Below are 25,377 nucleotides of genomic sequence, written 5' to 3'. Positions count from 1 at the left end.
CTGATGACGTCAACGACGGCGGCACAATCGGCGGCAATTATGGGTTTTTGCGGGTTTGAAGGTGACCGATGGAAGCGTCGACGCAACAGACCTGCAAACATTCACCGTTGACAGTGGAGCAACCGTTTGCATTAATTGGCGGCACCCGCGTGACCACCGCCGCACTCGGACGAAGGGGCCGCCGTGCCAGTCACCATCCGGGACGTCGCCCGCGCCTCCGGGGTGCACATCTCCACCGTGTCCCGCACCTTCTCCGCACCGCACCTCGTCAATCCCGAGACCCGGGTCCGGGTGTTGGCCTGCGCGGAAGACCTGGGCTATCGGCCGAACCGCGCCGCCCGCGCCCTCATCACCGGGCGTACGCACAACATCGGGCTGATCATCGCCGACATCGCGAACCCGTTCTTCCCGCCGCTGATCAAGGCGGCGGAGAGTCAGGCGCGGCACCGCGACTACCACGTCTTCGTGGCCGACACCAACGAGGACCCGACCGCCGAGGAGGAGTTGGTCCACGCCCTCGCCAAGCAGGTCGACGGGGTGCTCCTGTGCAGCCCCCGGATGAGCAACAGCCTGATCGAGCAGCTCAGCCGCGAGGTGCCGCTGGTCGTGGTGAACCGTCAGGTGACCGGCCTGCCCTGCGTGCTGATGGACGTCGGGCAGGGCGCCCGAGCGGCCGTCGAGCATCTGATCGGTCTCGGTCACCGTGACATCGCCCTGCTCGGCGGGCCGCGCAGCTCGTGGACCAACCGGGAGATGCGGCGCGCCGCCACCACGGCCGTCCGGGCCGGTGGCGGGGAGTTGACCGTGCTCGGCCCCAACGCTCCCACCGAGACCGGCGGCTCCGCCGTGGCGGAGCAGGTGCGGCGCAGCGGCGTGACCGCCGTGCTCGCCTACAACGACCTGATGGCGATCGGCCTCATCGAGGGGCTGGACGCGCTCGGGGTCCGGGTGCCGCAGGAGGTGAGCGTCGTCGGGGTCGACGACATCGCCCTGAGCCGGCTCACCCGACCCAAACTGACGACGGTGGCCACACCCACCGGTGCCGCCGGCCGGACGGCCGTCGACATGCTGCTGCAACAGGACATCGAGTCACCGCGCGGCGCGCGAGGGCCCGGTGCCGGCACGGCGGTCGGCGTCCGTCGTACCACCGCACAGGTAATGCTCCAGACCGACCTGGTTATCCGCGACTCGACCGGTCCGGGCCCGCACGCCCGACCGGCACGTCCCCTGGCCGCTTCCCGTGGCCCGGACCCGCACTGCCCTGCAGGCCCGGGCATCCCGACCGCGGCCACCGGTGATGCCGTCGCCTCCTAAAGCCGAGGAGTGAGCGCACATGCACCCCGCAACGCCCCCCACCACTGACGCGCCCGTCGGGCGTCATCACGGTACCCCGCTGCCCCGGCGGCGGCTGCTGCGCGGCCTGCTCGCCGCGACGGTCGCCGCGCCGCTGCTGTTCGGCGCCGCCGCCTGCGGCGACGACGGCGCCGCCGATCCGAACGCCCCGGTCAAGCTCTCGATCTTCTGGTGGGGCGGCGACGCCCGGGCCAAGCTGACCGAGGACGCCCTCGCCCTCTACACCAGCAAGCACCCGAACGTGACGTTCGAGAAGACCTGGCAGGCCAACCAGGGCTACTTCGACAAGCTCGCCACGCTCACCGCCGGGGGCAACCCGCCGGACCTGTTCCAGATCGACGACAACTACCTCGCCGAGTACGCGGCCCGCAACACCACGCTCGACCTGAAGACCTACCAGGACTCCGGCAAGCTCGACGTGTCCAAGTTCCCCCGGAGCCTGCTGGAGTACGGGGTGGTCGACGGCAAGCTCGCCGGGGTGGCCGCCGGGGAGAACACCCAGGGCCTGGTCTACAACAAGACGCTGCTGACCAAGCACAACCTGCCCGAGCCGACCACCGGGATGAGCTGGGAGCAGCACATCGCCTGGGCCGAGGAGGTGTCGAAGAAGACGGGCGTGCCCGGCACCCAGGACCCGAGCGCCGACTACAAGGCGCTCTGGGTCTGGCTGCGCCAGCAGGGCAAGGACCTCTACAAGGGCAAGGAGCTGGGCTTCACGGCCGAGGACGTGACAGCGTGGTTCGACCTGTGGAAGGGCGCCCGGGACCGTAGGGCGACGCCGACCGCCGACGTCATCCACGAGGGCAACTCCAGCGACGTCACCAAGCAGTTGGTGGTCACCGGCAAATCGGCGACGTCCTGGGTCTGGGCCAACCAGATGCCGGACCTGAAGAAGAACACCAAGGACGACCTGGGGGTGGTCGCGTACCCCGGTGACCCCAGCGCCCAGTGGGCCCGGGCCTCGATGTACTGGTCGGTGTTCAAGGGCAGCAAGCACCGGGACGTCGCCGTCGACGTGATCAATTTCCTGAACAACGACCAGGACGCCGTCAAGCTGCTCGGCACCGACCGTGGGCTCCCGTCCAACCTGGACCTGCGCCGGGTGGTCAGCGACGACACCACCGACCCCGCGATGAAGCAGTCGATCGCCGTCGAGGCGGAGCTGACCCAGAAGTTCGGCGCCTCGCCGCAGGTGCCGATCAAGGGACACAGCAAGGTCAAGTCCGAACTGGTCAAGGCTGCCGAGAACGCACAGTACGGCCGGGCCACCCCCGCGCAGGCCGCCGCCCAGTTCGTCGAGGCGTGCAAGGCCGCCATCGCCTGACCCGCCCAGCGGGCGAGGAGAGGAGCTGCTCGTGGCGTTGACCACGGCGCCCGTCAAGGCCCGACGCGGCCCCGGATCCGACCGGGCCCACGCCGCAAGGCGTGGGCCCGGCACCGCCCGGCGCAGCGAGGGTCTGGCGGGGTACGTCTTCCTGTCGCCGTGGCTCATCGGCCTGATGGGTGTCACGGCCGTACCCATGCTGCTGTCGCTCTACCTGAGCTTCACCGACTACGACATCCTCACCCCGTTCTCCGAGGTCCGGTGGGTGGGGCTGGCCAACTACGAGCGGATGTTCACCGCCGACCCGTCGTACTGGCACGCGGTGCGGGTCACCCTGACCTTCGCGCTGGTCGCCGTACCCCTCAAGCTGGCCGCCGCCCTCGGCGTCGCGCTGCTGCTCAACCGCGCGTGGCGCGGCGTCGGGCTGTTCCGGGGTCTGTTCTACCTGCCGTCGCTGCTCGGCGGCAGCGTGGCGCTGGCCATCGTGTGGGTCAACATGTTCAACCGCGACGGGGCGTTCAACTCGCTGCTGAGCCTCGTCGGCATCGAGGGCCGGCCCTGGGTGAACGACCCGGACTGGGCCCTTGAGACGTTGATGGTGCTGGCGATCTGGCAGTTCGGCGCCCCGATGGTGATCTTCCTGGCCGGGCTCAAGCAGGTGCCCACCGAGCTGTACGAGGCCGCGTCGGTCGACGGGGCCGGCCGGTTCCGGCAGTTCCGCAACGTCACGCTGCCGATGCTCTCCCCGGTGATCTTCTTCAACCTGGTGCTGGAGACGATCAACGGGTTCCAGGGTTTCACCGCCGCGTTCGTGCTCAGCAACGGCACCGGCGGCCCGGTCGACTCCACCCTGATGTACACGCTGAACCTCTACATCACCGGCTTCACCGACCTGGAGATGGGCTACGCCTCGGCGATGGCCTGGGTGTTCCTGCTCGCCATCGCGGTGATCACCGCGATCTTCTTCAGCACCGGGCGGTTCTGGGTGCACTACTCCGACGGGGAGGACCGGTGATGGCGACTCCGACGGCGGCGGCGCTGCCGCGAGCGGGACGACGCCCCGGTGGCCGGCCCGTGCTGCGGCTGCTGATCCTGGTGGCGATCGTGGCCGTGGTGCTCTATCCGCTGATCTGGATGGTCGGCACCTCGGTCAAGTCCCAGGAGGAGATCGTCAACAACATCGGGCTGCTGCCGGAGCGGCTCACCCCGGGCAACTACACCGCCGGATGGTCCAACTTCGACGTCAGCTTCGGCCGGTTCTTCCTCAACAGCGCGCTGGTCAGCCTGCTCACCGTCGTCGGCAACGGGATCTCCTGCCTGCTGGCCGCGTACGCCTTCGCCCGGCTGCGGTTCCGGCTCCGGGGGATGTGGTTCGCCGTCATGATCGGCACGCTGCTGCTGCCCCAGCACGTGCTGATCGTGCCGCAGTACATCCTGTTCCGCACCCTCGGTCTGGTCGGCGGCGAGTGGCCCTACCTGCCGCTGCTCATTCCGCAGTTCCTGGCCACCGAGGCGTTCTTCGTCTTCCTCATGGTGCAGTTCATGCGGGGCGTCCCGCGCGAACTGGACGAGGCGGCCCGGATCGACGGCGCCGGCCCGTACGGCATCTTCCGGCACATCATCCTGCCGCTGAGCCGACCCGCGCTGGTCACCACGGCGATCTTCTCGTTCATCTGGACCTGGAACGACTTCTTCCGCCAGCTGGTCTTCCTGTCCCAACTCGAGGACTACACGGTGCCGGTGGCACTGACCCTGTTCATCGACTCGACCAGCCAGAGCGCGGTCGGGCCGATGTTCGCCATGTCGGTGCTGTCGCTGCTGCCGGTCTTCCTGTTCTTCGTCGCCTTCCAACGGATGCTCGTCGAGGGGATCAACACCAGTGGCATCAAGGGCTGAACCCCTCGACGCCGTCGGACGGCGGGACTGGCGGGACGTCGCCCGCGACGCCGCCGACCTGGCGCTGCTCGGCATCCTGCTGACCCTCGCGGCGGCGCCGCTGCTCACCGTGGCCGGGGCCGCCGGCACGGCCAGCGCGGCGGTGCACGACTGGACGCGCACCGGGAGCTGGCCGTCGGCGCGTACGACGCTGCGCCGGTTCGGCCGCTCGGTGCTGCCCGGGGTGCCGGTCAGCCTGCTCGGACTCTGCGTGCTCGGGCTGCTCGCCGCCGACCTGGCGGCGCTGGCCACCGGCCGGGTGCCCGGTGGTCAACCGGTGCTGGTAGTGACCGGGCTGGTCGCGGTCGCGCTGGCCGGGTACGCCGGGCTGGTCGTCGTCGAGGCGGGCCGTAACGGGGGCGGGCGGTGGCGGGTCGCGGCCCGCTCCAGCGTCCGCGCCTGCCTCGACGCGCCCGCCCGGTGGGCCGCCCTCGTGGGCGTGACGGTACTGGCCGGTCTGCTCGCCGTCCTGGTCACACCGGTGGCCGTGCCGATCCTCGCCGGCTACACCCTGGCGGCCCTGCACGCCGTCGCCAACCGTCGACCGGTCCCGGAGCGGGTGGAGGCACGGTGAGCGTCGAGGAGCCCGCCCGGCTGCTCGTCGGCGGGAACGAGGTGGCCGGGTACGTCGTCGACCCGGCGCTGGACGCGCGGCACGGTCCCCGGCCGTACCTGCACCCGGTACACACCCTCGGCGGCACGGTGGTCACCGACGCGCTCCCCGCCGACCATGTCTGGCACCTGGGGGCCTCCCTCGCCGTGCAGGACGTCGACGGCGTCAACCTGTGGGGCGGACGCACCTACGTGCGCGACGTCGGTTACACGTGGCGCGAGGACCACGGGCGGATCGTCCACACCGACTGGACGCGGCGCTCGGCCGACCTGCTGGCCCACCAGCTCCAGTGGCGCGACCCGCGCGGCGGGGTGCTGCTCACCGAGCGGCGTCAGCTCGTCGCGTCGGCCGTGACGCCGGACGTCTGGCGGCTCGACCTGGACTCCGCGCTCACCGCGCCGCCCGACAGGTCCGTGCGCCTGGGCAGCCCAGCCACCAACGGCCGTCCCGGCGGAGCCGGCTACGGCGGGTTCTTCTGGCGGGCGGTCGCCGACGGCGAGGCGACGGTGTTCACCGCCGACGCGGCAGGGGAGGAGGCGGTCAACGGCAGCGCGGCCCCGTGGCTGGCGCTGGCCGGCGTCGGGCCGGGCGGTGGGGCGTACACCCTGGTCTTCGCGGGCCTCGGCCCCGGCGACCGCTGGTTCGTGCGGACCGCGATGTATCCCGGCGTGTGCGTGGCCTTCGCCTTCGACACCCCCGCGGAGATCCCCGCCGCCGGAACCCGCCAGGGCCGCTACCAGGTGCTGATCTGCGACGGCACCCTGCCGCCCGACCGCTGTGCGGCCCTCGTCAGCGGCCGTTGATCATGAAGTTGTGGTCACGACACGCCGGGCGTGGTGACGACAACTTCATGATCGACCGGGTAGGGCGGCGGGTACGGCGGCGGCGGTGACCCGGATGGCCTTGACGATCGCCGGGATCGAGCCGATCAGCAGCACCAGGCCCCAGATGATGGCGATGATCGCGAAGACCAGCGCCGCCACGTCGTCGACGATGCTCACCAGGATCACCGGCACCAGATTGTGCAGGAACTCCAGCACGACGGTGCACAGCAGGGTGGTGAGGATTATCAGGACGAGGCCCTTGTTCTGCAGGAACCGGGGCTGGGCCAGCACCAGCAACCCCGCCCACACGAGCTTGAGCAGCAGTGCCAGCCCGAGCAGCACCGCCGCGTCGCCGACCGGGAAGAAGCCCCACAGCGCGAGGTACGCGAGAGTGCCGAACGGCACGGCCAGGAACAGCGACACCATGATCATCAGCTCCACGAACGCGATGATCAGCAGCACGAGCGAGCCCAGGATGAGCAGGATTGAGAAGATCAGCGTCGCGACGCCCTGGATCCGGCCCTGCACCCGCTCGGGCACCACCAGGCTCAGGCAGAACAGGCCGGTGGTCCAGAGCGCCACCGCGTCGACCAGCGCCAGGTAGGTGGTGCCCCGCCCGGACGGTTCGCTGACCCCGGCGGCGTCCACCTCCACGCCGAGCTCCGCCGCGCCGACCAGCAGCGCCCCGGTGGCGTCGCCGCCCCCGGTGAGCAACGACGATCCCACCTCGACGAGGACCACCAGCGTGATCGCGACCAACGCCAGCAGCAGGAAGGGTTTGCGCAGGTCACCCATGGCGGGCCTCCGTACGGTCGAGGAGGACGCTGCCCGGGACGCCGGTCACTCGGCGGCGACGGTGACCGTGCATCCGACACCTCCCGGGCAGCCCAGCAGCACCGTGGCCGCGCTGTCGACAGCGATCCGGGCGACCGCCTCGCCGTCGTCGTCCCGATCGACCTCCGAGCGCACGGTGAGGTCGGCGTCCCCGGGCGCCGCGGCGGTCACCACGAACGGGCGGCCACTGCGCAGCACCAACGTCCGCAGTTCGCCCGGGTCGGCCACGCGTACCGCGCAGCCGCCGACGAAGCTGAGCACGTCGCCGGTACGGTCGCAGTCGGCCTGCACCGTCGCCGGATCTATCGTGCCGCTCCCGCCGGCCAGGCGGCCCAACCGCTGCACGATCCCCGGCCGATCGTCCGCGCGTCCCTGCTCGCCGCCACCGACGCCGACGGCGAGCGCGAAGAGCGCCACCAGCAGCACCGCGAGGGTCACCAGCACGACCTTCTGCCGACCGCTCATCGCCGCGCGACCGCCCCGGTCACCTCGGTGAAGCGGATCTGGTCCACACCGGCGAAGTACTTGTCGGAGCCCTGCGTCTTGCCGACGACGACCAGGGTGAGCGTGTGCCGACCCGCCCCCAGCCGGACGGTGCCCACGTCGGTGAAGTCCTGGAGGACGACCGTCGGGGTGAAGCCGAAGAAGGTGCTGCCGAGCTGCACGCCGTCGATCTGCCAGATGGTGTTGGCGTAGTCGAAGCTCGTGGTGCGCGTGGTGGAGAACCGCCAGAGGGCGTCGGCCGGCAGTTCGACGGTGACGCTCACCCGGTCGCCGGGGGCGAGGCCCGTGAAGAACAGCTGCGCGTCGTCGGACCAGGTGACGTCGCAGCAGTTCGGCTGCGCGTCGATGCCCGCGGCGGTCTTCGCCGGAGAGTCCACCCGTGCGCCGTCGACCAGGCTCTCCGCCTCCAGGGTCACGACCCGTGGCGTGCCCGGCGTCGGCGGGCCGTCGGAGCGGGTCAGCAGGTAGCCGACCACCCCCGCGACCACGAGCACCAGCGCCGCCGCGGCGGCGATCCACGGCCAGGGCGTCCGCTTCGGCGCGGCGACCGCCCGGACCTCGTACGTCACCCGGCCGCTGGAGCGTGAGCTCTCCTCCGGCGCGGTGTTCGCCGAGTACGCGAACCCGGTCATGTCGTAGCGGCGCGGCGCGGTGCCGGCCGGCACGGCGAGACGGACGAGGAACGAGACCGAACCCTGACCGGGCACCACCCGCTGCGGCTCGGTGACGGTGAACCAGGCCCGCTGGCTGCCCTCGCCGGGCGCCACGTCGAAGACGACGGTGTCCGGCGCGAGCCCCGGGTTGGAGACGGTGAAGGTCAGCTCGCCGTGGTTGGCGGCGTCCAGCGTGAACTGCGACGCGGCGGCGACGACGGCCCATTCGGTGGTCATGACAGCTCCTTAAGCGGACGGTGCCGCGGTCGGCTGATCCGATGGTGGCGAGGCGGCGAGGACGACCTCGGCGGTGGTCGCCGCGGGTTTCTCCGCCTCGACGATGCGGGTGATCACGGCGAGGTGGTCGGCGGCGGCCGCCGGCACCCGCACCACGACGTGAAAGGGCCTGTCGTCGGGTTCGTCGACGGCGAAGCCGTCCACTCCGGTGGCCACTTCCAGGGCCCGGCGCATCCCGTACGGGGTGCCGCGCCACCGCGCCAGCAGCGCGCCGTGGGCCACCAGGTCACGCAGGCGCCCGACCGGCAGGGGCAGCGGCGCGTCCGGCCGGTGCGACGCCACGACGTGGTCCATCGCCACCCAGCGGGTCAGGCGTACGACCATGTCGTCGGGCGCCCGGTACGGGTCGAACAGCGCGTCCACCTCGGCGAGGATCGCCTCGTCCGGGGCGTGCAGCCCTTCCATGACGTCCAGCAGCGCCCACAGCACGCTGCCCGGCACGCACGCCCGCTGGTACGCGGCGGGCAGCAGCCGTTCAATCGCCGAGCGTCGCATCCTGGCGCACCACCTCGATGTCGTGCTCGCCGGAGCAGAGCAGCCACGTGTCCGGGACGGTCACCACGTCGGCGGTGGCCTGGTTGGCGCTGGCGGTCCAGGTGACCGTGTCGGCGCTGCGGTACACGCCGCGCTCACCGCAGGCCAGCACCAGCCGGTCCGCCGCGGGGCCGCCCACGCCGGGGGCCGCCGGACCGCCCGCGCCGACGGCCGCCGCCGGAGGGCCGCTCACGGCGACCGCGTCCACCGGCACGAACCGGGTCCGGTCCCGCAACGGCAGCCCGCAGTTGACCGAGACCGGTTGCCACTGCGGCTGGGCGGCCAGGGTGTCCAGCCGCAGCACCCCGCCGCTCTGCGTGGCGGCCACCGCCTGCTGCCCGGCGAACGCGAGATCCCGGCAGGTGCCGCCGATCCAGCCGGCCTGCACCGACTGCCACTTGACGTCGGACTCGAACAGCCGGGTGCGGTGGCAGCCCTGGCCGGGTTTCTTCGGGTCCGGCTCGCCCGCGCCGCTCCACAGCAGCGTGGCCGGGCCGTCGTACTGCACCGCGAGGACGCGATTGTCCACGTTGGAGAGCCCGACGTGCGTGAAGGTGCCGGGCCGGCCGCCGGCCGTCGACAGGTACACCCCGAAGCTGGCCTGCGCCGCGACCGCCACCCCCGGCGCGCCGCGCTCGGACACGAAGGCGCGGACCGCGTAGAAGCCCCGGTCGGCGTCGGACGGATCGACGAGGATCTGCAACGGCACCGCGCCGGGCAGCAGCGACACCTCGTACAGGCCGGTGTCGGTCGCCACCAGCAGCGCGCCCGCGCCGTCGCGGTCCAGCCACGCCACGTCGGAGATGCGCGCGTCCAGGTCGGCCAGCAGCGACCACGTCTCGCCCAGGTCGGTGCTCAGGCGTACCCGGGACCCGCCCGACGCGCGCACCGTCACCACGGCCACCGACCCGGGACGCGCGACGATGCCGGGCCGCACCGGGGCGGGCGCGGGCGCCACCCGCAGGACCGTCTCGTCGTCCTCGAACCGGCCGGCCGGCTCCCAGCCCGCGCCCGCGTTGCTGGAGCGGAACAGCACCGGGCCGCGCCCGGCGTACCAGGTGCGCGGCTGGTACGCGTCGACGGCGAGGGCGCGGACGTTGGCGTCGGGCGCCTCGTCCACCACGAAGCGCACCGACTCGACGTACCGCACGCCCGGCTCGGCCTGCTCCAACAACCGGTACACGTTCGACGCCCGCAGTGGCTCCCCGAACGGCCACCCGCTCGGGTTGAGCGCGGTGGGCAGCGGGCTGAGCGTCTGGTGCAGCCGGTCGTGGATGCGCCGCCGGACCGCGTCCACGTCCTCCTCCCGCCGTACCACCACGCGGGCCCGCACCGACACCGCCTTGAGCCGGGCCCAGCTGGCCCGCGAGCGGATGCCCACCATCCGGCGCTGTTCCAGGTCCGTCTCGACGCGCTGGCGGGCCTCGGGCACCTCGTGCTCACGCAGCACCGCCACCGGCAGCCGGCCGCCCGGGCGGGCCGCCGGCGGCACGTACGGCACCAGCACCACCTCGACCTCACCCGGGCGGGCGAAGCTGTAGACGGCCGAGCGGGTGAACGCCCGGGCCCGTGCCACCGCGCCGGAGCTGGTGGCGAGGACCTCGAAATCGCGGGCGGTGACCGCGCGCTGCTGGGCGAAGAACTCGTACGGGCCGCGTAGCAGCACCGATTCCAACGCCTCCATCTCCCGGCCACCGGCCGCCGGGGTGGGGTTGTCGACGCGTACCCCGGGCAGTGGATCGCGCAGGGTGGTCAGCGTCCCGGCGGCGACGTTGCCGGCCGGACCACCACCGGCCCGGTACCAGAGGCGGACCTGCCGCCCGGCCGGCGGCACGGCCGCCACCGGCGTCGACGCGGCGGGCCCGCCGGCGGGCGACCGCAGGTCCAGGGCCGGGGCGAAGGTGACGGTGCCCGAGCAGCGGTCCACCAGGTACGCCTTGGCCTGCGGCCCGAGCCCGGCGAAGCTGTCCACCGGCTGCCAGATCTCGAACGTGCGGCCCTCGTGCTCGCGGGCCGCCGCCCCCAGCTCCACCGACCCGGTCGGCACCTCCACGCCGAGCAGCAGGTCCAGCGGCTCGCCGGTGTGCGCGAGGGGAGCGCGGGCCGCGCGCAGCACCTGCCCCGGCTGGCCGGTGCCGACGCCCAGCAGCTCCGCGTCCACCGGCTCGCAGTGGTGCAGGCGGACGGTCACCGAGGACTCCCCGACCGGCAGCACCGCCGGCTCGGTCGTGACGAACACGACGGGCCGGGGATCGGCGCCACGCGCCGCCGCGACCCGCAGCCCCGCCGGGATCCGCACGGCCGAGGTGTCCGTTCCGGCGCGGGTGAACACCACGTCCGCCCAGGCCGCGGTGGGCGCGTGCCGCGCCACCCCGAGCAGGTTCAGGAACTGCACGTACGCCTTCTCCGGCAACTGGTTCAGCCGGTAGATCATCACCTCGGTCAGGTGCGCGAACGCCTCCACCAGCGCCATGCCCGGGTCGTGCGCCGACAGGTCGGTCCAGGCGGGACAGGACTGGCGGATGCGCTCGCGGGCCTCGGTGACCAGGTCGAGAAACCCGCGATCGTCCAGGTGCGGCACGGGCAGCGTCATGACGGTTCTCCCGGTTCGTCGTCGGCGGGGAGCAGATCCACGGAGAACACCAACTGGCCGGGCGTGAGGCTGGCCCGCACCCGGTAGTCCAGCCGGATCACCAGCCGCCACGCGTCGTCCAGGTCCGGCCCGGCGTCGACGTCGATGACCTCGACCCGGGGCTCCCAGCGGGCGATGGCCTGCCGCACGTAGTGGATGGCCAACCCGGCCGTGGTGTCGTCGTTGGGCGCGAAGATCAGCCGGTGCAGCCGGGAGCCGTACCCGGGTCGCATCAGCCGCTCGCCCGGCGTCGTCGACAACAGCAGGAACAACGCCTGGCGTACGCTTTCGTCGCCCTCGGTCATGGCCAGGCCACCGGCGGCGGTGAGCGCCAACCCGCCGCCCCGGCCGGCGTCGAAGCCGGCCCCGACGAAGCGGAACGCCCTCACCGGTCCGCCCCCAGGAAGCGCTGCCGGGGGTCGCGGACGGTGTGGTGGACCGCGTTCGGCGGTGTGCCGTCGGTGAACCCCTCCAGGTGCGACAGCACCACCCGGTGCCCGTCCACGCGCAGCCACTCGCTGTAGCCCACGCGAACGGTCAGCGTCTTCCCGCACGGCTTGATGGTCGGGCCGTAGTTCGGGCAGGCCACGATCGTCCGTCCCTCCGGGTCGTCGTCCACCAGCACCGGCACGGCGGTGACGGTCACCCACCGCTGCGACGGTTGGTTCTCGACCCGGCCGTCGTGGTCACACGCGATCACCGAGTCGCGGTGGATCCAGCGCATCAGCCGCCTCCTTCGTGATGGGCGCGGGCGAGCGAACGGGCCTGCTGCGCCGCGGTGGTCGGGTCCTCCGTCGCCTCGGCGTGCAGGAAGTCCACGCTGCGGGCGCGGACCACCATGGCCCGCCCCGGCGCGGAGATCACCAGGTCGGTCGCCGCGTGCAGGGTGGCCAGGTCGGGGGTGAGTTCCAGCCAGCTGCCGCCCTCGGTGCCGAGCCGCAGGCTGCGCTGGACGTCGTCCACGACGATCGACTGGCCACCGGCCGTGCGCAGCGTCCAGCGCCGGGCCCGGCCGTCGTCGATGCCCGCGTCGTACGGCTCGACGGCCCCGAACAGCGAGCCCAGCACGATGCCCGCGGCCGGCTCGCCGCCGGGCAGCACCACCAGCACGGTGTCGTCCGGGTCGGGGAGCGCCACCAGACCCTTGCCGCGTCCCGCGCCGGGGCAGAGCACGCCGAGCCAACCGGCGTCCAGGTCCCCGTACGCGGGCAGCGTCAGCCGTACCCGGCCCAACCCGTCCGGGTCGGCCACGTCGGTCACGGTGCCGAGGGTGACGACCGCCCCGCCGGCCGCCGTGGGCGTCGTGGCCGGCGGCACCGTCGAGAACCGGGTGAGGTGCCCGTCGCCGTCGACGGTGTGCACCACCTCGGTCAGCACGTACGCCCCCGCGAGCGGGTCGGGCACCCCGGCCAGCTCGATCCGTCGTCCCGGTCGCAGCGCCGGATCACCCTCGGCCACGCCCTCGGCGGTGGACAACGCGGCCGCGCGCAGGTCCAGTCGCGCCTGGGCCAGCGCGGCCAACTCGTCGTCGCTGCGTCCCGGCTGGTCGACGGCGGTACGTATTCCGTCGGCCCCCACGTCGGCCGCATCCGGACGGTCACCGGCCGGTCGACCGCAGCGCGCCTCGTCGGCCCGCTGGCTGATCGGCTCGGCCCGCTGCGGGTGCCACCCCAGCGCGGCGCTCGCGCCGCTGGCCTGGTCCGCGTTCGTGGACAACCGCAGGGTGTGCACACCCGCGCCGAGTGCCAGCGGGACCGGCTCGCCGTAGCCGGCGAGGGTGACCAGTCGTACGCCGTCGCCGTCGGCGGCCAGGTGCAGCCCGGCCCGCCCGGCGACCTCGCAGAGCAGCTCCAGATCGCTGTGCCGGTGCTGGACCAACCGTTCCAGCCGTGGGCCGTCGTCCTCGGCCGTCACGGTCAGCCCCACTGCGCCGCACAGGTCCCGGGCCAGCTCCACGGCCGTCACCGACGTGAAGACCCGCAGGTCCTGCCGCTTGCGCAGCCGGTGCAGCGGGTCGTACGCCCGCAGCCGCAGCACCGCCGCGCCGTCGGCGGCGTACTCGACCTCCACACCGGTCACCTCCCCGACGAACAGCGCGTCGGCATGGTCGGCGAGCCGCACGTCGAGGGTCGTGCCGGGGCGCACGGCGGGGTCGAGCGCCGCGGTGCCGGCCGCGGTGGCGAGCACCAGCTCGGCCTGGGTCGGCTGGTCGAGACGGGCGGCCACCCGCAGCGAGCGGATCCGCCGGCGGGCCACGGCGTTCAGCTCGACGCCGTCGAGCAGGACGGTCAGCGCCCGGGGCGCGACGCTGGTCACGGCGTACTCCCCGCAGCTGGCGGGCCGCCGGTCGACGCGGTTGCGCCCGCGGCGGCCGTTCCGGGCGGGCCGGCCCGGGTCGCGGTGGCCGTGTCGCTAGGGCCGGCCCAGGTCGCGGCGGCCGTTTCGCCAGGGCCGGCCCGGGTCGCGGCGGCGATCGAGGCGGCCCAGCTCGCGGCGGTGGCGACGGCGGCGTCCACGAACGACCCGCCGGCCCGGGCCATCGTGCCGAGCGTCGACTCGGACGTGGGGCCGCCCGAGGTGACGGGGGGAATCGCGAGGGTCGTACCGGCCGGCACCGCGAGCGGATCGGTGATCCGGTTGTGTTCGGCCAGCAGCCGCCACCGCAGCGGCGACCCGAGCGCGTCGTTGGCCAGCAGGTCGAAGCGCACCCCGGCGTGGCCCGGCTCGGTGGCGCCGTCGCCGGCCGCGACCACGGCGCCACCCGGCGCGGCGGCCGGGGTGCTCGCCGCGGCCAGCTCCTCGGCGAAGCCGGCCTGTGCCTGGTCGGCGGTCTCGGCGGCCCGCACCAGCTTCAGCCGCAACCAGGAGCGCCGTGGCGAACCGGTACCGGTGAACGCGTCGAACCGCTCGGCCACCGCCACGATCACGCCCGGCACGTTCCACGTCTTGCCCCAGACCAGCCGGACCAGCGGCGGACGCAACCAGCCGTGCTCGGCGGCGGAGTTCTCCGCCAGCATCCACAGCGGCCGGGTCAGCAGCCGTACGTCGGCGGGGCGGACCTGCGCCTGGACGAAGTCGACGTCGAAGAGCAGGTCCAGCACCAGCTCCGTACGGCCGCCGCCGGTGAAGATCAGCGGGTCGTCGGCCAGACCGGAGCCGGTGAGCTGCGCGCCGCCCGCACCCCGATGGCGTACGCCGGCGAGCCGGGTCACCTGCACGGTCTCCGGATTGAGCAGGCAGTCCACCCGTTCCCCGGTGGTGTCGATCAGGAAGGCGACCCGTTCCATCAGCCGCCCGCCTGCTCCCGGTCGAGGCGGCGCTCGTGGCCCGCGTCGAGCGCCGCGCCGGGCACCGTCCACAGTGGTCCGTCATCCGGTAGGGCCGGCCACGGGTCGAGGCCGGGCCCGACGGCGGCCGCCGGGATCGGCACGCTCACCGGCCGGCGTCCGGCGCTGTCGGTGCCCGTCCCGTACCCCGGCGAACTGTCCCACTGCCCGAGTTCGCCGCCGCGCTGCCCGTGCCACACGCCGACGGACGGGCGGTCGGCGCGCTGGTCGCGCTCCGGTCGCGGGTGCTGGGGTGCGGCGGGCTGGCCGGGCGGCGGCGCGGCCACCTCCGGCCCCCGATACCGGACCGTCTGCTGCTGGTCACGGAATCGGCCGGCGTGGTGCTCGGGCAACTGCCTGAGGTGCCCGCGGGGGTGGTGGTCGGCAACTCGCTCCCGGTGCTGCTCGGTCCGTTGGTCGGGGAGTCGCGCGGGATGCTGGCCGGTGTGGGGCCGGGCGATCCGTTCGGCGGGGTGCTCGCCCGGCAGAGCGGGCCAGGACGATTCGCCGTCCCTCGCGTCGCCCTGCCCGAGCCCCGTCGCGTCCGCAATGGATCGTGGGCCGAGACCTTCCACGACGGGTGGCTTCGGTGTGGGGGACAGGTGTGTCGCGGTGGATACCGCCGCAGCGGGGTCGGCGACACCGAACGCTCGGAACGGCCTGCCACCGCCCGCCGCGCTGTCCCGCCCGCTGGTCGACGGGGATCCGTGGGAGCGGGCCGGCCCGCTCGACGACTCCGCGCCGTCCGGGATCGCTTGTCGAATGACCGGAGGCCGTCGGTCGGACCCGCCGTCCGGGTGCCCGGGACCGCCCGCTCCCGGATCGGGGTGGGCGTGCTCACCAGCGCTGCCCGGCCGGACGCGCGGGTGCGGTTCGCCGAGCCGGCCCTGAACGGCGGCGGTGGGCCGGTCGGTCCGCCCCGCGAACGGCCGGGCCGCCGGGCCGACCGGGCCGCCGGATCGGTCCGGCCGCCGCGCCGGCGTCTCGTCCCGGGCCGCCGCGCCCTGGTCGAGGTCCAGCTCGCGGAGCAGGCCGGGGGCGTGCGCGGCGACCAGGTCCACCCAGTGCCGCGGTGGCTCGCCGAGACGACGCGGCACGTCCGTCGGAGGTTCCGGCTCGGCGACCGCGTTCTCGACGCGTCCGGCGAGGCGCTGCACCGCGCCGGCCACCGAGCGGAGGCGACCGGCCAGCCAGCTACGCGGGTGCCGGCGCGGCGGCACCGCCGGCCTCCAGTTCGAGGCCCTCGTAGCGCAGCGTCAGCGACGCGATGGCGATCTCGTGGCCGACCGTGTTGAGGTGCGCTCCGCGCCACCGGGTGGGCCAGGCGTCGATCAGGTTCCAGCGCAGCACCTCGGCGGTGCCCGCCGCGTCGAGCAGCACCACCGACACGTTGCGGCGGTTGAGGGTGCCCTTGGCGGTGGCGTTCACCCAGTCCCACAGCTCACGGGACGCCGTCAGGCCGAAGTGCAGTGTCACCGGCTCGTACTCGGCCTGGCCGGGGACCATCCGCGTCGGCCCGGGGCCGTGCTCCCGGTACGGCTGCCCGGGGATGTTCACCTCCAGTCCGCTCATCTCGGTGAAGTGGCCGTTGGTGACGCCGTTGATGAGCAGCCGGAAGTTGTACGCCCGGTACGGGTCGACGGGCGCGCCGGGTTGCGGGGTGGCGGGGTTGGCCATGTCAGCCTCCGATCGTCTCGGTCTCGGTGCCGCCGGCCCACTGGCTGAGCTTGAACACCACGAATTCGGCGGGCTTGACGACGGCGATGCCGATGTGGGCGATCACCATGCCGGCGTCACGGACGTCCGGCGGGTTGGTCTCCTCGTCGCACTTGACGAAGAACGCCTCCTCCGGGCTGCGCCCGAGCAGCGCACCGTCGCGCCACACGCGGGTGAGGAACGCCCCGATGTCGCGCCGGATCGAGCGCCAGAGGGTGAAGTCGTTCGGTTCGAAGACCATCCACCGGGTGCCGTTCGCGATGGCCTGTTCGATGGCGATGCTGAGTCGCCGGACGTTGAGGTAGCGCCACTCGCTGGCCTCGGCGGCGAGCGTACGGGCGCCCCAGACGCGGATGCCCTCGCCGGCGAAGTAGCGGATCACGTTGACGCCCTTGGGGTTGAGCACGTCGTGCTCGGGTCGGGTGACCCGGTAACCGAGGTCGACGGCGCCCCGGACCGGTTCGTTGGCCGGCGCCTTGTGCACGCCGCGCAGGGCGTCGGTGCGGGCCCAGATGCCGGCCAGGTGCCCGCTCGGCGGGGTGAGCTCCAACTCCCCGCTGATCGGGTCACGGACCTGCACCCACGGGTAGTAGAACGCGGCGAACTCGGACTGCCGGGGCCGGTACGCCGGCCCGTCGCCGCCGGAGCCGCCCGGCTGCGCCGCGCCACCGCCCGGCCCGCCCCCCTCGGCGGGTTTCGGGGGTTTTCCGGACGACGGGGTGGCGACCCGGGTCAGCGCGGAGATGTCGTCGATGTCCGGGGCCGGGTCGCAGATCGCCACCATGGTGCGGGTCCGCTCGGCCATGCTGATCAGCGCCTCGTGGGAAACCGGGTCGGAGAAGCCCGGCGCGGCGATGATGGAGATCTCGTCGACGGCCTCCAACAGTTGCAGGCCGCCGCGTTGCTTGCCGGTGCCGGTGATCGCGCCGCCCTCGCCGACGTTCACCACCCAGCAGCGCGCGCCCCCGTTGTCCAGGAAACCGAACACGGCCCGGGCCAGCGGCGTGCTCTCGACCTGGTCGCCGTCCGCGAAGAGCCGCAGGAACTCGGTCCAGTTGTTCACCGGTACGGCCTTGCCCAGGTGGGCGCCGCGGTTCGGGGCGACGCCGACGAACGCGGCGATGCTGGTGCTCACCGGTCCGATCGGTCGGGCGCCGCTGGGGACCTCCTCGACGTAGATGCCGGGGGAGAAGTAGCTGGGCATCGGTCCTCCTGTGCGGGGTGGGCGTCAGTGGGTCGGCGGCGCGCAGACGATGACGATGTCGTCGTCGTCCGCGTCCACGTCGGCGGTGAGCACGAGCCCGCGACCGGTCAACCGCAGCCGTACCGGGCGGGGGTGTTCGGGGTCGTGCGGGACCCCGGCGATCAGGAACCGGCCGTCGGACCCGGTGCGGGTCGCGGACGCGGTGCCCGGCACCTCGACGCGCATGGCGGCGAGGGGCTGGTCCTGCGGGCCGACGACCCGACCGGCGAGCGCGCGCACCGCGACCTGACGCAACCGCAGCGGTTGCAGGACCGGGGGCGCGGCCGGTGTCGGATGGTCCACCTGAGCCGGGACGTCGATGAGCAGCGCCGGGCGCGGCGCGGCGTCCAGCGCACGCCACAGGGCCGCCGCGCCGGCCTCCAGCACCACCGGGTAGCGGCCGTCCCGGGTCGCGGCGGCGAGCACCCGGTCCAGCAGGGCGAGCCCGGCCGGACCGGCCACGCAGAGCAGGTAGCGGACCGTGAACCGGTACGGCTCGCGGACCGCGCCGCTGGAGCGGGTCTGCTGGGCCGGACGCAGTTCCAGGGGCCAGAGGGTCAGCCCGTCGGCGTCGCCGCCCGCGCGGGGTGGACCGATCGGGACGGGTTCCCCCGCTGCGCCGGTCAGCCAATCGACCAGCTCCGCGGTGGCCGTCTCGATCGGTCCGCGCCCGTCGATGGTCATCGCGGCGGCGTCCCCTGGATGCGGTACGCGATGGCCTCGTTCCAGACGTGCGGGTAGACGCCGATCTCGAAGTAGCGGGTGAACCGGTTGATCGGCGCGTTGGCGTGGTCGTGGTAGAGCAGCCAGATCGGCGCGACGGTGAACAGCACGTAGTTCGCCAGCACCAGCGGGATGTAGAGCGGTCCGAGCAGTCGCGCCTGGAAGATGTGCACGTCCTCGTGACGTTGGATGCTGGAGTTGGAGCCCGCGCAGACGGTGCCGATGGTCGTGGCGTAGCGGGGGGAGACCCCCTCCACCACACTGACCCGCCCGCTGGCGGCCGACGTGGGCCGGTCCAGCGAGTGCCCGAAGACGAGGTGCACGACCAGGTAGACGGCGCCGATGACCGTGTTGAGCAGGCTCCACGTGTGGTCGACGACGAAGAGGAAGATCCCGCGGGCGTCCGGGGCGTACACCCCGGCCGAGGCGACCGCCCAGCCGAACACCGCTCCGATCAGCAGACCCACGACGGCCCCGACGAGCAGGCCGATCGGCCCGCCGGCCAGGAGGCCGAGGACGGCGCCGCCGGCAATCTGGATCACCGCGCTGAGGATTCCGAAGATCATGACGACACCTCCCTCAGACCCAGGACCGGAAGACGCGGGGCTCGCGGCCGTCGGCGACCTGCGTGGGCGTCGCCTGCCGGTTGCCGGGCGGGAACTGGTTGACGCCGAGCGCGGCGGAGAAGATGACCAGCGCGTTGAAGAACGCGATGACCCACTTCTCGCCGCCGACCTCGTCGGCGAACGCCGCCGAGATGTAGGACAGCAGCAGGGCGATGGCGATGGCGATCCACTTGCGGAGCTTGTCGCCGCTCGGGCCGATCAACCCGCCGATGACGTTGGTGGCCAGCAGGGTGGCGGCGCTCGCGCCGGCGAGGCTGCCCAGGGCTGCCCAGGTGAAGAGATCGTTCACGGCGATCCCCCCTTTTCTGCGATGGTGCGACCGGGGATGTGATGGTGGTGGTGAGGCCGGCGCTCCCGCGCGGGGAGCACCGACGCCGGTCGCCGTCGTCGCGGGGCGGCCGGGGCCGGGAGGTGGCCGGCACGGGCCGGCCACCGGATGGATCAGCTGGGCCCGGGCGCGCCGGCGGGCGGCCCCGGCGGGGTCGGGCCGGGTGCGGTCGGGTCGGGCGCGGCCGGACCGGCTGCCGCCGGCGCCGTCGAACGACGGCGACGCAGCAGGAGTACGACCACCGCGGCGAGGACGAGCAGCAGGAGTACGCCGCCGACGACCAGCAGCCACGGGAAACCACCCGAGTCGGTGTCGGCGGCTGCCGGCGAGGTCGAGGGACGGGGTGGCGCCTCGGCGACGGCGCGCAACTCCATCGGCTTGTCCTGGTTGGAGTCGACCTTCCAGGTGACCGATCGGCCGTTGACGGTGCCATTGGTGTCGATCACCCGTCCGGGAAAGGTCACCGAGATCTCGAACGACATCAGCTTGAGGAATGCCTGCTGCTGTTGAGGATTCTGCTGGGCGACTTTCCCGCCGTATTTCTTCGGGTCCAGCGGCAACGTGAAACGGTAGAAGTCGCCGTCGCGGACCAGTTTGACGCTCTCGGTGTCGAAGCCCGCCAGCGGCGCCCTGCGGTAATTGATCTGGCTACCGAAGAGTTTGCTGTCCTCGTAGGTGGTCTCCTCGCCGGGAGGCAACGCCGGGATGTTCTGCCGCAGCTCGGCGAAGGCGGCCGGGATGTTCTTGTTCCGGGCGCTCAGCAGGGACTTCTGGGCGGTCAACAGCAACTGCCCGTCGACCGTGTCGTCGGCGTTCACGGTGAGCCCGATGTTGAGTTGCATGCAGCCGCTCAAAGCGGCGAGAAGAAGGAGACACACCGCGACGCGGAGTGCCCTACCGCGGTTGACGCTCCTGTTCATGCGCTCAGTGTGTGTGATCGCTTTCACCATCAGCAGTCAGCGATCGGTCACAAGGCAGTCGCCGATTGTACCGGGACACTGTCGTATCCGGCCGAGGTCGGAGGCGGTCCCGAAGAATAGACTGGAATTTTGCGCCCACGCCTGCCGCAGCGCCGCCGCTTTTCAGCCCTGCGGCGGTCGCCAGTTGGTGCACCACGTCATGCTCCGCAGCGCCGCGCTGCCCGGCGTGAGACGCAGCGCGGCCGTACGCGCCGCGAGGGCGAGCGGGTTGCGCAGTTGCTGGCCGTACCGGCCGGCGCGGAAAGAGGCGCGGGCCACCGCCCCGACCCCCGGCACCCCGGCCAGCCGTGCCGATCTCGCGGACGCCGTCCGTACGCTGCTGCGCGCCCTGACCGGGAGCTGACCGGGCCACCGTGCCCGGTGCCGGCGGCCGCTCACCGACCCGGGGGCGGCGTCGGGACCGTCGAGCAGCCCGGTGAGCGGCCCTTTCGTCCGATGGTGGACGATCGCCGGAGGCGTTCCGGCGGCGTGACGCGCGACCGGTATGAAGGTGGTCGCGCACGGCGTCGGCCGGCCGGTGCGGGGTGGTGGGAGATGGCGATGGCGTGGTTCGCGGGCCTGCGGGTCGCCGGTCGCCGGTTGCGGCAGGGCTGGCGGCCGGTGCTGGAGGCGACCGTCGCGGCGACCGTGGCCTGGCTGCTCGCCACCCGCCTGCTCGGGCATCCGCAGCCGTTCTTCGCGCCGGCCGCCGCGCTGATCGTCCTCGGTCAGGCCCGTGGGCAGCGCATCCGGCGGGCCGTCGAGGTCGTGCTCGGGGTGGCTGCCGGGGTGCTCGTCGCGGACCTGGCCGTGCAGGCGCTGGGCCCCGGCAGCACGTGGACGGTCGGCACGGTCATCCTGCTCACCGTCCTGCTCGCGGTCGCCTTCGGCGCGACCGGCGTCACCCTGGTGCAGGCCGCCGTCTCCGCGCTCTACCTGGTGGTGGTCGCGCCGCCGGACGGGTCGCTGGTGCCGTTCCGCTTCGTCGACGCGCTGGTCGGCGGCGCGGTGGCGCTCGCCGTCAGCCTCCTCGTCGATGCCCGGCACCCGCTCGCGCCGCTCGTCGCCGAGGTACGGCGCACCTTCGACGAGCTGGCCGGTCTGCTCGGCGAGATCGCCGACGCGCTGGACGGGCGCGACGAGCCGGCGGCGGTGGCCGCGCTGGCCCGCGCCCGGGGCATGGACGCCCGGGTCGACGGGCTGCGCGACGGCGTGCTCGCCGCCGGCGAGGCGCTGCGGCTCAACGTGCGTCGACGTCGGCACATCGGCCGGTTGCGGTCGGTGGACGAGTCGGTCCGGCAGATCGACTACGTGGTTCGCAACGTCCGGGTGCTGGCCCGCGCGGGCGTGACGCTCAGTCGGCTGCGGACCCCCACCCCGCCCGAGCTGGGCGACGCGCTGCGCTGCCTGGTGGAGGCGGTCCGGGAGGCCGGCGCGGCGCTCGCCGCCGACCTGGACGGGCAGGAGGAGATCGCCGACCGGCACGCCGTACGGGCGGACGAGGCGGCGCTGGCCGCCGTCCGTACCGCCGGGCAGCTCTTCGGGTCGACCCAGACCCTCCCACTCGCCATGATCATCGGTCAGGTCCGGGCGACGGCGATCGACCTGCTGCGGGGCGTGCACCCCGACGACGACGTCGCCGTCCTGGCCCGCGTGGACGCGGCCCTCGGCCTCCCCGCCGTCTGACCGACGCCCCGACCTAACCGGTGAGCCACCCGGTGGCCCTCGCGCGGATTCCAGCGGGCAGCTCATGACCGCCGGGGAACTCCTCGTAGGTGACGTCGTAGCCGATGCCGCGCAGGTGCGGCACGAAGCGGCGGCTGCACACGTCGACGGGCAGGACAGGATCGTCCACCCCGTGCGAGACGAAGATCCGTGGCCGCCCACGGACGACCGGCGGCGCGGCGAAGCCGGGGGAGAAGGCCAGCACCGCGTCGACCAGGTCGCCGTTGGCCAGGCCGAGCGAGAGCGCGTACGAGGCGCCGTCGGAGAAACCGCCGAGCGTCACACCGCGGACGGGGTAGCCGTCGAACGCGCTGGCCAGCAACGCGTCGATGTGCTCGACGTCCACCCCGAGGCCACCGGCGATCAGGTCCCAACTGGTCGCCGACGACTGCGGGGCGATCAGCAGCAGGCGGTGCGCGTCCGCGACCGGCAGCAGCAGGTCCAGTCCGTGCCGGGCGGAGCCACCCGCCCCGTGCAGCAGCACCACCAGCCGGTACGGGGCGCCGTCGGCGGCCGGCTCCGGCACGTACGCCATGGCCGGCCGGCCGCCGTCGCCACCCGGCAGCGGCACGATGCCGGGCGGCCCGGTCACCACCGGCGGGTGCGGGCGTGTGGTCAACCGGCCGTGCCGGTGACCCTGCGCGGGCGCCCGGCTCGGCGGCGCGGGGTCGGACACGGGCCACCAGCTCCTCGCGGTCGACGAGAGGTGCGAGGCGGTTACCCGGTCGGCCGCCCGTTAAGCGGGCGGCAGGCTCAGGCGCTGTCGCGGGCCACCAGGGCGGACGGGAAGAGCGTCACCGGCGCTCCCGGGCGGCCGGCCAGCACGGCGGTGGCCGCCGCGGCGGCGATCCGGCCCACGGGGTGACTCGCGGTGGTGAGCGCCGGCGTGGTCATGCCGGCCAGCGGGATGTCGTCGAAGCCGGCCACCGCCACGTCGCCGGGCACGCGTACGCCGTCCTCGCGCAGCGCCGCGATCACCCCGAGGGCCGTCTCGTCGCTGATCGCGTAGATCGCGTCGACGTCCGGCCAGCGACGCAGCGCCTCGCCGGCCGCCTCCCGGCCCCGCGCCGCCGTGAAGTCCCCCCACACGACCCGCTCCGGCAGGCCGGCCTCGCGCATCAGCCGGCGGTACGCCCGCACGGGCCGCTGCGCGCACGGCAGCCAGCGCGGGCCGGTCACCATGGCGATGCGGCGGCGGCCCGTCTCGTACAGGTGGCGCAGCACCGCGCCGGCGCCGGTGGTGTTGTCGACGTCGAACGACGGCACCGTGGCCGAGCCGATGCCGATCGAGGCGATCCGGCCGTGCAGCGCCCGGGGTACGGCGTCGAGCAGCTCCTCGGTGGTGTTGACCAGCACGACCCCGCACACGCTGCGATCGGCGGCGAGCTGGTCGAGGCCGTACGGGTCGCCCAGCGCCAGCCAGTGCAGGGCCACCCCGATGCCGGCCGGCCCGCACACCCGGGCGGCCGAGGCGACCACCCGGTCCACGTACGGGTCGTCCAGCACCGCCGCGCTGGTCCCCAGGGCGGCCACCACCAGCCGTACGCCGCCGCCGCGCACCAGTGCGCGCGCGGCCGAGTTGGGCACGTAGCCGAGCTGGTCGGCCGCCGTCACCACCCGTGCCCGGGCGGCCGGCGAGGCGAATCCCGTGCCGGCGATCACCCGGGAGGCGGTGGACCGGGACACCCCGGCGGCCCGGGCGACGTCCTCCAGAGTGGCTGGGCGGTGCGCCGCTGCCGTCATCGTGTCCTCCCCGACGACGCCCACCCCCCGCGGGCGTGCGCCTGCCAGGAATCATCCCCCGACCTGCATGCCGCCGGTAAGGGGTGGTGGCCCGCTTGTGGTGGTAGCGCTCTCAGGTGTGCGATCGTGCCAGGAGATCACCCCCCAGGAAGAGGACCACCCCCTTGAGCGCCCCCACCAGTCCCGCCGTCGTTCCGGACGCCACCGTGCCGGCGCGCGCCGTCCGGCTCGCCCGCAACGGCGTCGCCTTCACCTTCACCCTGAACGGCCTCGCCGTCGGTAGCTGGTTCTCCCGGGTGCCGGCCGTCCGGGAGGCGCTGGACCTGTCCGCCGGCCGTCTCGGGCTGCTGTTGCTGGCGCTGAGCGTCGGCGCGCTGCTCGCCATGCCGACGTCCGGGCTGCTCGCCCAGCGCCTCGGCTCGGCCCGCACGGTGACCCTCTCCACCGTGCTGGTCGCGGTGGGCCTGGTCGTGGCCGGGTTGGGCGCGACGGTCGCCGGGTCGACCGCCGTCGTCGCGCTGGGGATGGTCGCCTTCGGCTACGGCTCCGGCGCGTGCGACGTGGCGATGAACGTCGAGGGCGCGGCGGTGGAGCGTCGGTTGGGGCGTACCGTCATGCCCCGTTTCCACGCGGCCTGGAGCCTCGGGTCGGTGGCCGGCGCGGGCGTCGGCGCCGGGGCGGCCCGCCTGGACGTGCCGGTCGGCGCGCACCTCGCCGTGATAGCGGTCGTGGTCCTGGTCGGCACCGTGCTCGCCTCCCGGGCGTACCTGCCCCAGCCGGCCGTGAACGCGGCCGACGCCTCGACGGACACCAGCCCGGCCGGCCGTCGGCGGGCCCAGCTCGCCGCCTGGCGTGAGCCCCGCACCCTGCTGATCGGGTTGTTCGTACTGGTGGCGGCCTTCACCGAGGGCAGCGCCAACGACTGGCTGGCCGTCGCGTTCGTCGACGGTCGGGACCTGAGCGAGGCGGCCGGCGCGGCGGTCTTCGGCGTGTTCGTCGTCGGCATGACCCTCGGTCGCACCGCCGGCACGATCGCGTTGGACCGCTGGGGGCGGGTGCCGGTCCTCAGCGGCACCGTCCTGCTCGCCGCCGTCGGCGCGGCGCTGGCCGTGCTGGCCGGCTCGGGACCGGTGGCCATCGTGGGCGTCGCGCTGTGGGGAATCGGCGCGTCACTCGGCTTTCCCGTCGGCATGAGCGCGGCGGCCGACGAGGAGGCGCACGCGGCGGTACGGGTCAGCGTCGTCGCGGTGATCGGCTACACGGCGTTCCTGGGTGGCCCGCCGCTGCTGGGGCTGCTCGGCGATCACGTCGGGGTCCTGCGGGCGCTGCTGGTGGTGCCGCTGCTGCTCCTGCCGACGTTGGCGCTGGTGCCGGCGCTGCGCCCGCCGCGCGCCGCCGAGGAGGAGTCGGAGGAGGCCGTCGCCGAGCAGGCGCCGGCAGCACAGCAAAACTAGCCCGGATCGGGGCGTACCGGTATCGGGCGCG

The 25,377-nt window shown here is 73.7% G+C and carries 27 protein-coding genes; 8 read left to right on the top strand and 19 right to left on the bottom strand.

The window, feature by feature from the left end; translation table 11 throughout:
- Positions 1 to 183: 183 nt before the first annotated feature.
- The 6 genes from ACQPZK_RS16220 to ACQPZK_RS16195 are packed head-to-tail and all read left to right on the top strand — an operon-like array spanning position 184 to position 6,028.
- Positions 184 to 1,314, top strand: a complete 1,131-nt coding sequence (locus ACQPZK_RS16220; RefSeq protein WP_433533752.1) for a LacI family DNA-binding transcriptional regulator — start codon at positions 184 to 186, stop codon at positions 1,312 to 1,314.
- A 19-nt stretch (positions 1,315 to 1,333) separates the two neighbouring features.
- Positions 1,334 to 2,677, top strand: a complete 1,344-nt coding sequence (locus tag ACQPZK_RS16215) for an ABC transporter substrate-binding protein (protein WP_433533751.1) — start codon at positions 1,334 to 1,336, stop codon at positions 2,675 to 2,677.
- Positions 2,678 to 2,708: 31 nt separating this feature from the next.
- A complete protein-coding gene (locus tag ACQPZK_RS16210; RefSeq protein ID WP_433533750.1) occupies positions 2,709 to 3,692 on the top strand; it encodes a carbohydrate ABC transporter permease in 984 nt (327 codons plus the stop codon).
- Entirely contained in the window at positions 3,692 to 4,573 is an 882-nt protein-coding gene (locus ACQPZK_RS16205; protein ID WP_433533749.1) for a carbohydrate ABC transporter permease, read from the top strand. Before ACQPZK_RS16210 ends, ACQPZK_RS16205 begins: the two co-directional genes overlap by 1 nt.
- Positions 4,557 to 5,186, top strand: a complete 630-nt coding sequence (locus ACQPZK_RS16200; RefSeq protein ID WP_433533748.1) for a hypothetical protein — start codon at positions 4,557 to 4,559, stop codon at positions 5,184 to 5,186. The genes ACQPZK_RS16205 and ACQPZK_RS16200 overlap by 17 nt, the downstream gene beginning before the upstream one ends.
- Positions 5,183 to 6,028 (top strand): PmoA family protein, encoded by an 846-nt coding sequence (locus ACQPZK_RS16195; protein ID WP_433533747.1) that lies wholly within the window; start codon positions 5,183 to 5,185, stop codon positions 6,026 to 6,028. Before ACQPZK_RS16200 ends, ACQPZK_RS16195 begins: the two co-directional genes overlap by 4 nt.
- A 45-nt stretch (positions 6,029 to 6,073) precedes the next feature.
- On the opposite strand, the gene ACQPZK_RS16190 is transcribed toward ACQPZK_RS16195, so the two are convergent.
- The 17 genes from ACQPZK_RS16190 to ACQPZK_RS16110 all read right to left on the bottom strand — a co-directional run bounded on the left by ACQPZK_RS16190 (position 6,074) and on the right by ACQPZK_RS16110 (position 20,703).
- The gene (locus tag ACQPZK_RS16190) at positions 6,074 to 6,844 is read right to left on the bottom strand and encodes a hypothetical protein (protein WP_433533746.1); all 771 of its coding nucleotides are present in this window, start codon (positions 6,842 to 6,844) and stop codon (positions 6,074 to 6,076) included.
- Positions 6,845 to 6,889: 45 nt separating this feature from the next.
- Complete coding sequence (locus tag ACQPZK_RS16185) at positions 6,890 to 7,348, bottom strand: hypothetical protein (protein WP_433533745.1); 459 nt, start codon at positions 7,346 to 7,348, stop codon at positions 6,890 to 6,892.
- Positions 7,345 to 8,277 carry a hypothetical protein gene (locus ACQPZK_RS16180; protein WP_433533744.1) on the bottom strand — a complete coding sequence of 311 codons (933 nt, stop codon included), beginning with the start codon at positions 8,275 to 8,277 and terminating at the stop codon, positions 7,345 to 7,347. The genes ACQPZK_RS16185 and ACQPZK_RS16180 overlap by 4 nt, the downstream gene beginning before the upstream one ends.
- 9 nt (positions 8,278 to 8,286) lie before the next feature.
- Entirely contained in the window at positions 8,287 to 8,832 is a 546-nt protein-coding gene (locus ACQPZK_RS16175) for a phage tail protein (protein ID WP_433533743.1), read from the bottom strand.
- Entirely contained in the window at positions 8,813 to 11,464 is a 2,652-nt protein-coding gene (locus tag ACQPZK_RS16170; protein ID WP_433533742.1) for a putative baseplate assembly protein, read from the bottom strand. Before ACQPZK_RS16170 ends, ACQPZK_RS16175 begins: the two co-directional genes overlap by 20 nt.
- Complete coding sequence (locus ACQPZK_RS16165; protein ID WP_433533741.1) at positions 11,461 to 11,892, bottom strand: GPW/gp25 family protein; 432 nt, start codon at positions 11,890 to 11,892, stop codon at positions 11,461 to 11,463. The genes ACQPZK_RS16170 and ACQPZK_RS16165 overlap by 4 nt, the downstream gene beginning before the upstream one ends.
- Entirely contained in the window at positions 11,889 to 12,227 is a 339-nt protein-coding gene (locus ACQPZK_RS16160) for a hypothetical protein (protein WP_433533740.1), read from the bottom strand. Before ACQPZK_RS16160 ends, ACQPZK_RS16165 begins: the two co-directional genes overlap by 4 nt.
- The gene (locus ACQPZK_RS16155) at positions 12,227 to 13,819 is read right to left on the bottom strand and encodes a contractile injection system protein, VgrG/Pvc8 family (protein WP_433533739.1); all 1,593 of its coding nucleotides are present in this window, start codon (positions 13,817 to 13,819) and stop codon (positions 12,227 to 12,229) included. The genes ACQPZK_RS16160 and ACQPZK_RS16155 overlap by 1 nt, the downstream gene beginning before the upstream one ends.
- Complete coding sequence (locus ACQPZK_RS16150) at positions 13,816 to 14,790, bottom strand: hypothetical protein (protein ID WP_433533738.1); 975 nt, start codon at positions 14,788 to 14,790, stop codon at positions 13,816 to 13,818. The genes ACQPZK_RS16155 and ACQPZK_RS16150 overlap by 4 nt, the downstream gene beginning before the upstream one ends.
- Positions 14,790 to 16,049 carry a hypothetical protein gene (locus ACQPZK_RS16145; RefSeq protein WP_433533737.1) on the bottom strand — a complete coding sequence of 420 codons (1,260 nt, stop codon included), beginning with the start codon at positions 16,047 to 16,049 and terminating at the stop codon, positions 14,790 to 14,792. The genes ACQPZK_RS16150 and ACQPZK_RS16145 overlap by 1 nt, the downstream gene beginning before the upstream one ends.
- Positions 16,024 to 16,506: a phage tail protein gene (locus ACQPZK_RS16140; protein WP_433533736.1), complete on the bottom strand. Its 483-nt coding sequence runs from the start codon at positions 16,504 to 16,506 to the stop codon at positions 16,024 to 16,026. Before ACQPZK_RS16140 ends, ACQPZK_RS16145 begins: the two co-directional genes overlap by 26 nt.
- Position 16,507: 1 nt before the next feature.
- Positions 16,508 to 17,749, bottom strand: coding sequence for a phage tail sheath family protein (locus tag ACQPZK_RS16135; protein ID WP_433533735.1), 1,242 nt, complete (start codon positions 17,747 to 17,749; stop codon positions 16,508 to 16,510).
- Positions 17,750 to 17,773: 24 nt separating this feature from the next.
- A complete protein-coding gene (locus ACQPZK_RS16130; protein WP_433533734.1) occupies positions 17,774 to 18,472 on the bottom strand; it encodes a carboxypeptidase-like regulatory domain-containing protein in 699 nt (232 codons plus the stop codon).
- Complete coding sequence (locus ACQPZK_RS16125) at positions 18,469 to 19,077, bottom strand: glycine zipper family protein (RefSeq protein WP_433533733.1); 609 nt, start codon at positions 19,075 to 19,077, stop codon at positions 18,469 to 18,471. Before ACQPZK_RS16125 ends, ACQPZK_RS16130 begins: the two co-directional genes overlap by 4 nt.
- 13 nt (positions 19,078 to 19,090) lie before the next feature.
- Entirely contained in the window at positions 19,091 to 19,426 is a 336-nt protein-coding gene (locus ACQPZK_RS16120) for a hypothetical protein (protein WP_433533732.1), read from the bottom strand.
- Positions 19,427 to 19,578: 152 nt separating this feature from the next.
- Entirely contained in the window at positions 19,579 to 20,385 is an 807-nt protein-coding gene (locus tag ACQPZK_RS16115; protein WP_433533731.1) for an LppM family (lipo)protein, read from the bottom strand.
- Between the two features lie 162 nt (positions 20,386 to 20,547).
- On the bottom strand, positions 20,548 to 20,703 hold the full coding sequence (locus ACQPZK_RS16110; protein WP_433533730.1) for a hypothetical protein: 156 nt from the start codon (positions 20,701 to 20,703) through the stop codon (positions 20,548 to 20,550).
- 282 nt (positions 20,704 to 20,985) lie between these two features.
- Between ACQPZK_RS16110 and ACQPZK_RS16105 the strand changes: the two genes are divergently transcribed.
- A complete protein-coding gene (locus tag ACQPZK_RS16105) occupies positions 20,986 to 22,110 on the top strand; it encodes an FUSC family protein (protein WP_433539066.1) in 1,125 nt (374 codons plus the stop codon).
- A 13-nt stretch (positions 22,111 to 22,123) separates the two neighbouring features.
- Here the strand turns inward: ACQPZK_RS16105 and ACQPZK_RS16100 are convergent, their stop codons facing one another.
- Both ACQPZK_RS16100 and ACQPZK_RS16095 read right to left on the bottom strand, forming a co-directional pair.
- The gene (locus ACQPZK_RS16100; protein ID WP_433539065.1) at positions 22,124 to 22,825 is read right to left on the bottom strand and encodes an alpha/beta hydrolase; all 702 of its coding nucleotides are present in this window, start codon (positions 22,823 to 22,825) and stop codon (positions 22,124 to 22,126) included.
- A gap of 77 nt (positions 22,826 to 22,902) precedes the next feature.
- Positions 22,903 to 23,892, bottom strand: a complete 990-nt coding sequence (locus ACQPZK_RS16095) for a LacI family DNA-binding transcriptional regulator (protein WP_433539064.1) — start codon at positions 23,890 to 23,892, stop codon at positions 22,903 to 22,905.
- Positions 23,893 to 24,056: 164 nt separating this feature from the next.
- On the opposite strand from ACQPZK_RS16095, the gene ACQPZK_RS16090 reads away from it, so the two are divergent.
- Positions 24,057 to 25,346: an MFS transporter gene (locus ACQPZK_RS16090; RefSeq protein WP_433539063.1), complete on the top strand. Its 1,290-nt coding sequence runs from the start codon at positions 24,057 to 24,059 to the stop codon at positions 25,344 to 25,346.
- Positions 25,347 to 25,377 lie beyond the last annotated feature (31 nt).

Origin of the sequence: Micromonospora sp. CA-249363 (assembly GCF_050950185.1) — a bacterium.
In the GTDB taxonomy this organism is placed as follows: domain Bacteria; phylum Actinomycetota; class Actinomycetes; order Mycobacteriales; family Micromonosporaceae; genus Micromonospora.
The sequence above is the reverse complement of the archived record's forward strand: the minus strand, read 5'-3'. Positions and strand labels throughout refer to the sequence as shown.

Excerpts from the sequence above, each read along its gene's own strand:
- ACQPZK_RS16215 (WP_433533751.1), top strand. The coding sequence starts at position 1,334 with ATGCACCCCGCAACGCCCCCCACCACTGACGCGCCCGTCGGGCGTCAT.
- ACQPZK_RS16205 (WP_433533749.1), top strand. The coding sequence starts at position 3,692 with ATGGCGACTCCGACGGCGGCGGCGCTGCCGCGAGCGGGACGACGCCCC.
- ACQPZK_RS16190 (WP_433533746.1), bottom strand. The coding sequence starts at position 6,844 with ATGGGTGACCTGCGCAAACCCTTCCTGCTGCTGGCGTTGGTCGCGATC.
- ACQPZK_RS16185 (WP_433533745.1), bottom strand. The coding sequence starts at position 7,348 with ATGAGCGGTCGGCAGAAGGTCGTGCTGGTGACCCTCGCGGTGCTGCTG.
- ACQPZK_RS16180 (WP_433533744.1), bottom strand. The coding sequence starts at position 8,277 with ATGACCACCGAATGGGCCGTCGTCGCCGCCGCGTCGCAGTTCACGCTG.
- ACQPZK_RS16175 (WP_433533743.1), bottom strand. The coding sequence starts at position 8,832 with ATGCGACGCTCGGCGATTGAACGGCTGCTGCCCGCCGCGTACCAGCGG.
- ACQPZK_RS16170 (WP_433533742.1), bottom strand. The coding sequence starts at position 11,464 with ATGACGCTGCCCGTGCCGCACCTGGACGATCGCGGGTTTCTCGACCTG.
- ACQPZK_RS16160 (WP_433533740.1), bottom strand. The coding sequence starts at position 12,227 with ATGCGCTGGATCCACCGCGACTCGGTGATCGCGTGTGACCACGACGGC.
- ACQPZK_RS16150 (WP_433533738.1), bottom strand. The coding sequence starts at position 14,790 with ATGGAACGGGTCGCCTTCCTGATCGACACCACCGGGGAACGGGTGGAC.
- ACQPZK_RS16140 (WP_433533736.1), bottom strand. The coding sequence starts at position 16,506 with ATGGCCAACCCCGCCACCCCGCAACCCGGCGCGCCCGTCGACCCGTAC.
- ACQPZK_RS16135 (WP_433533735.1), bottom strand. The coding sequence starts at position 17,749 with ATGCCCAGCTACTTCTCCCCCGGCATCTACGTCGAGGAGGTCCCCAGC.
- ACQPZK_RS16130 (WP_433533734.1), bottom strand. The coding sequence starts at position 18,472 with ATGACCATCGACGGGCGCGGACCGATCGAGACGGCCACCGCGGAGCTG.
- ACQPZK_RS16125 (WP_433533733.1), bottom strand. The coding sequence starts at position 19,077 with ATGATCTTCGGAATCCTCAGCGCGGTGATCCAGATTGCCGGCGGCGCC.
- ACQPZK_RS16115 (WP_433533731.1), bottom strand. The coding sequence starts at position 20,385 with ATGAACAGGAGCGTCAACCGCGGTAGGGCACTCCGCGTCGCGGTGTGT.
- ACQPZK_RS16105 (WP_433539066.1), top strand. The coding sequence starts at position 20,986 with ATGGCGTGGTTCGCGGGCCTGCGGGTCGCCGGTCGCCGGTTGCGGCAG.
- ACQPZK_RS16095 (WP_433539064.1), bottom strand. The coding sequence starts at position 23,892 with ATGACGGCAGCGGCGCACCGCCCAGCCACTCTGGAGGACGTCGCCCGG.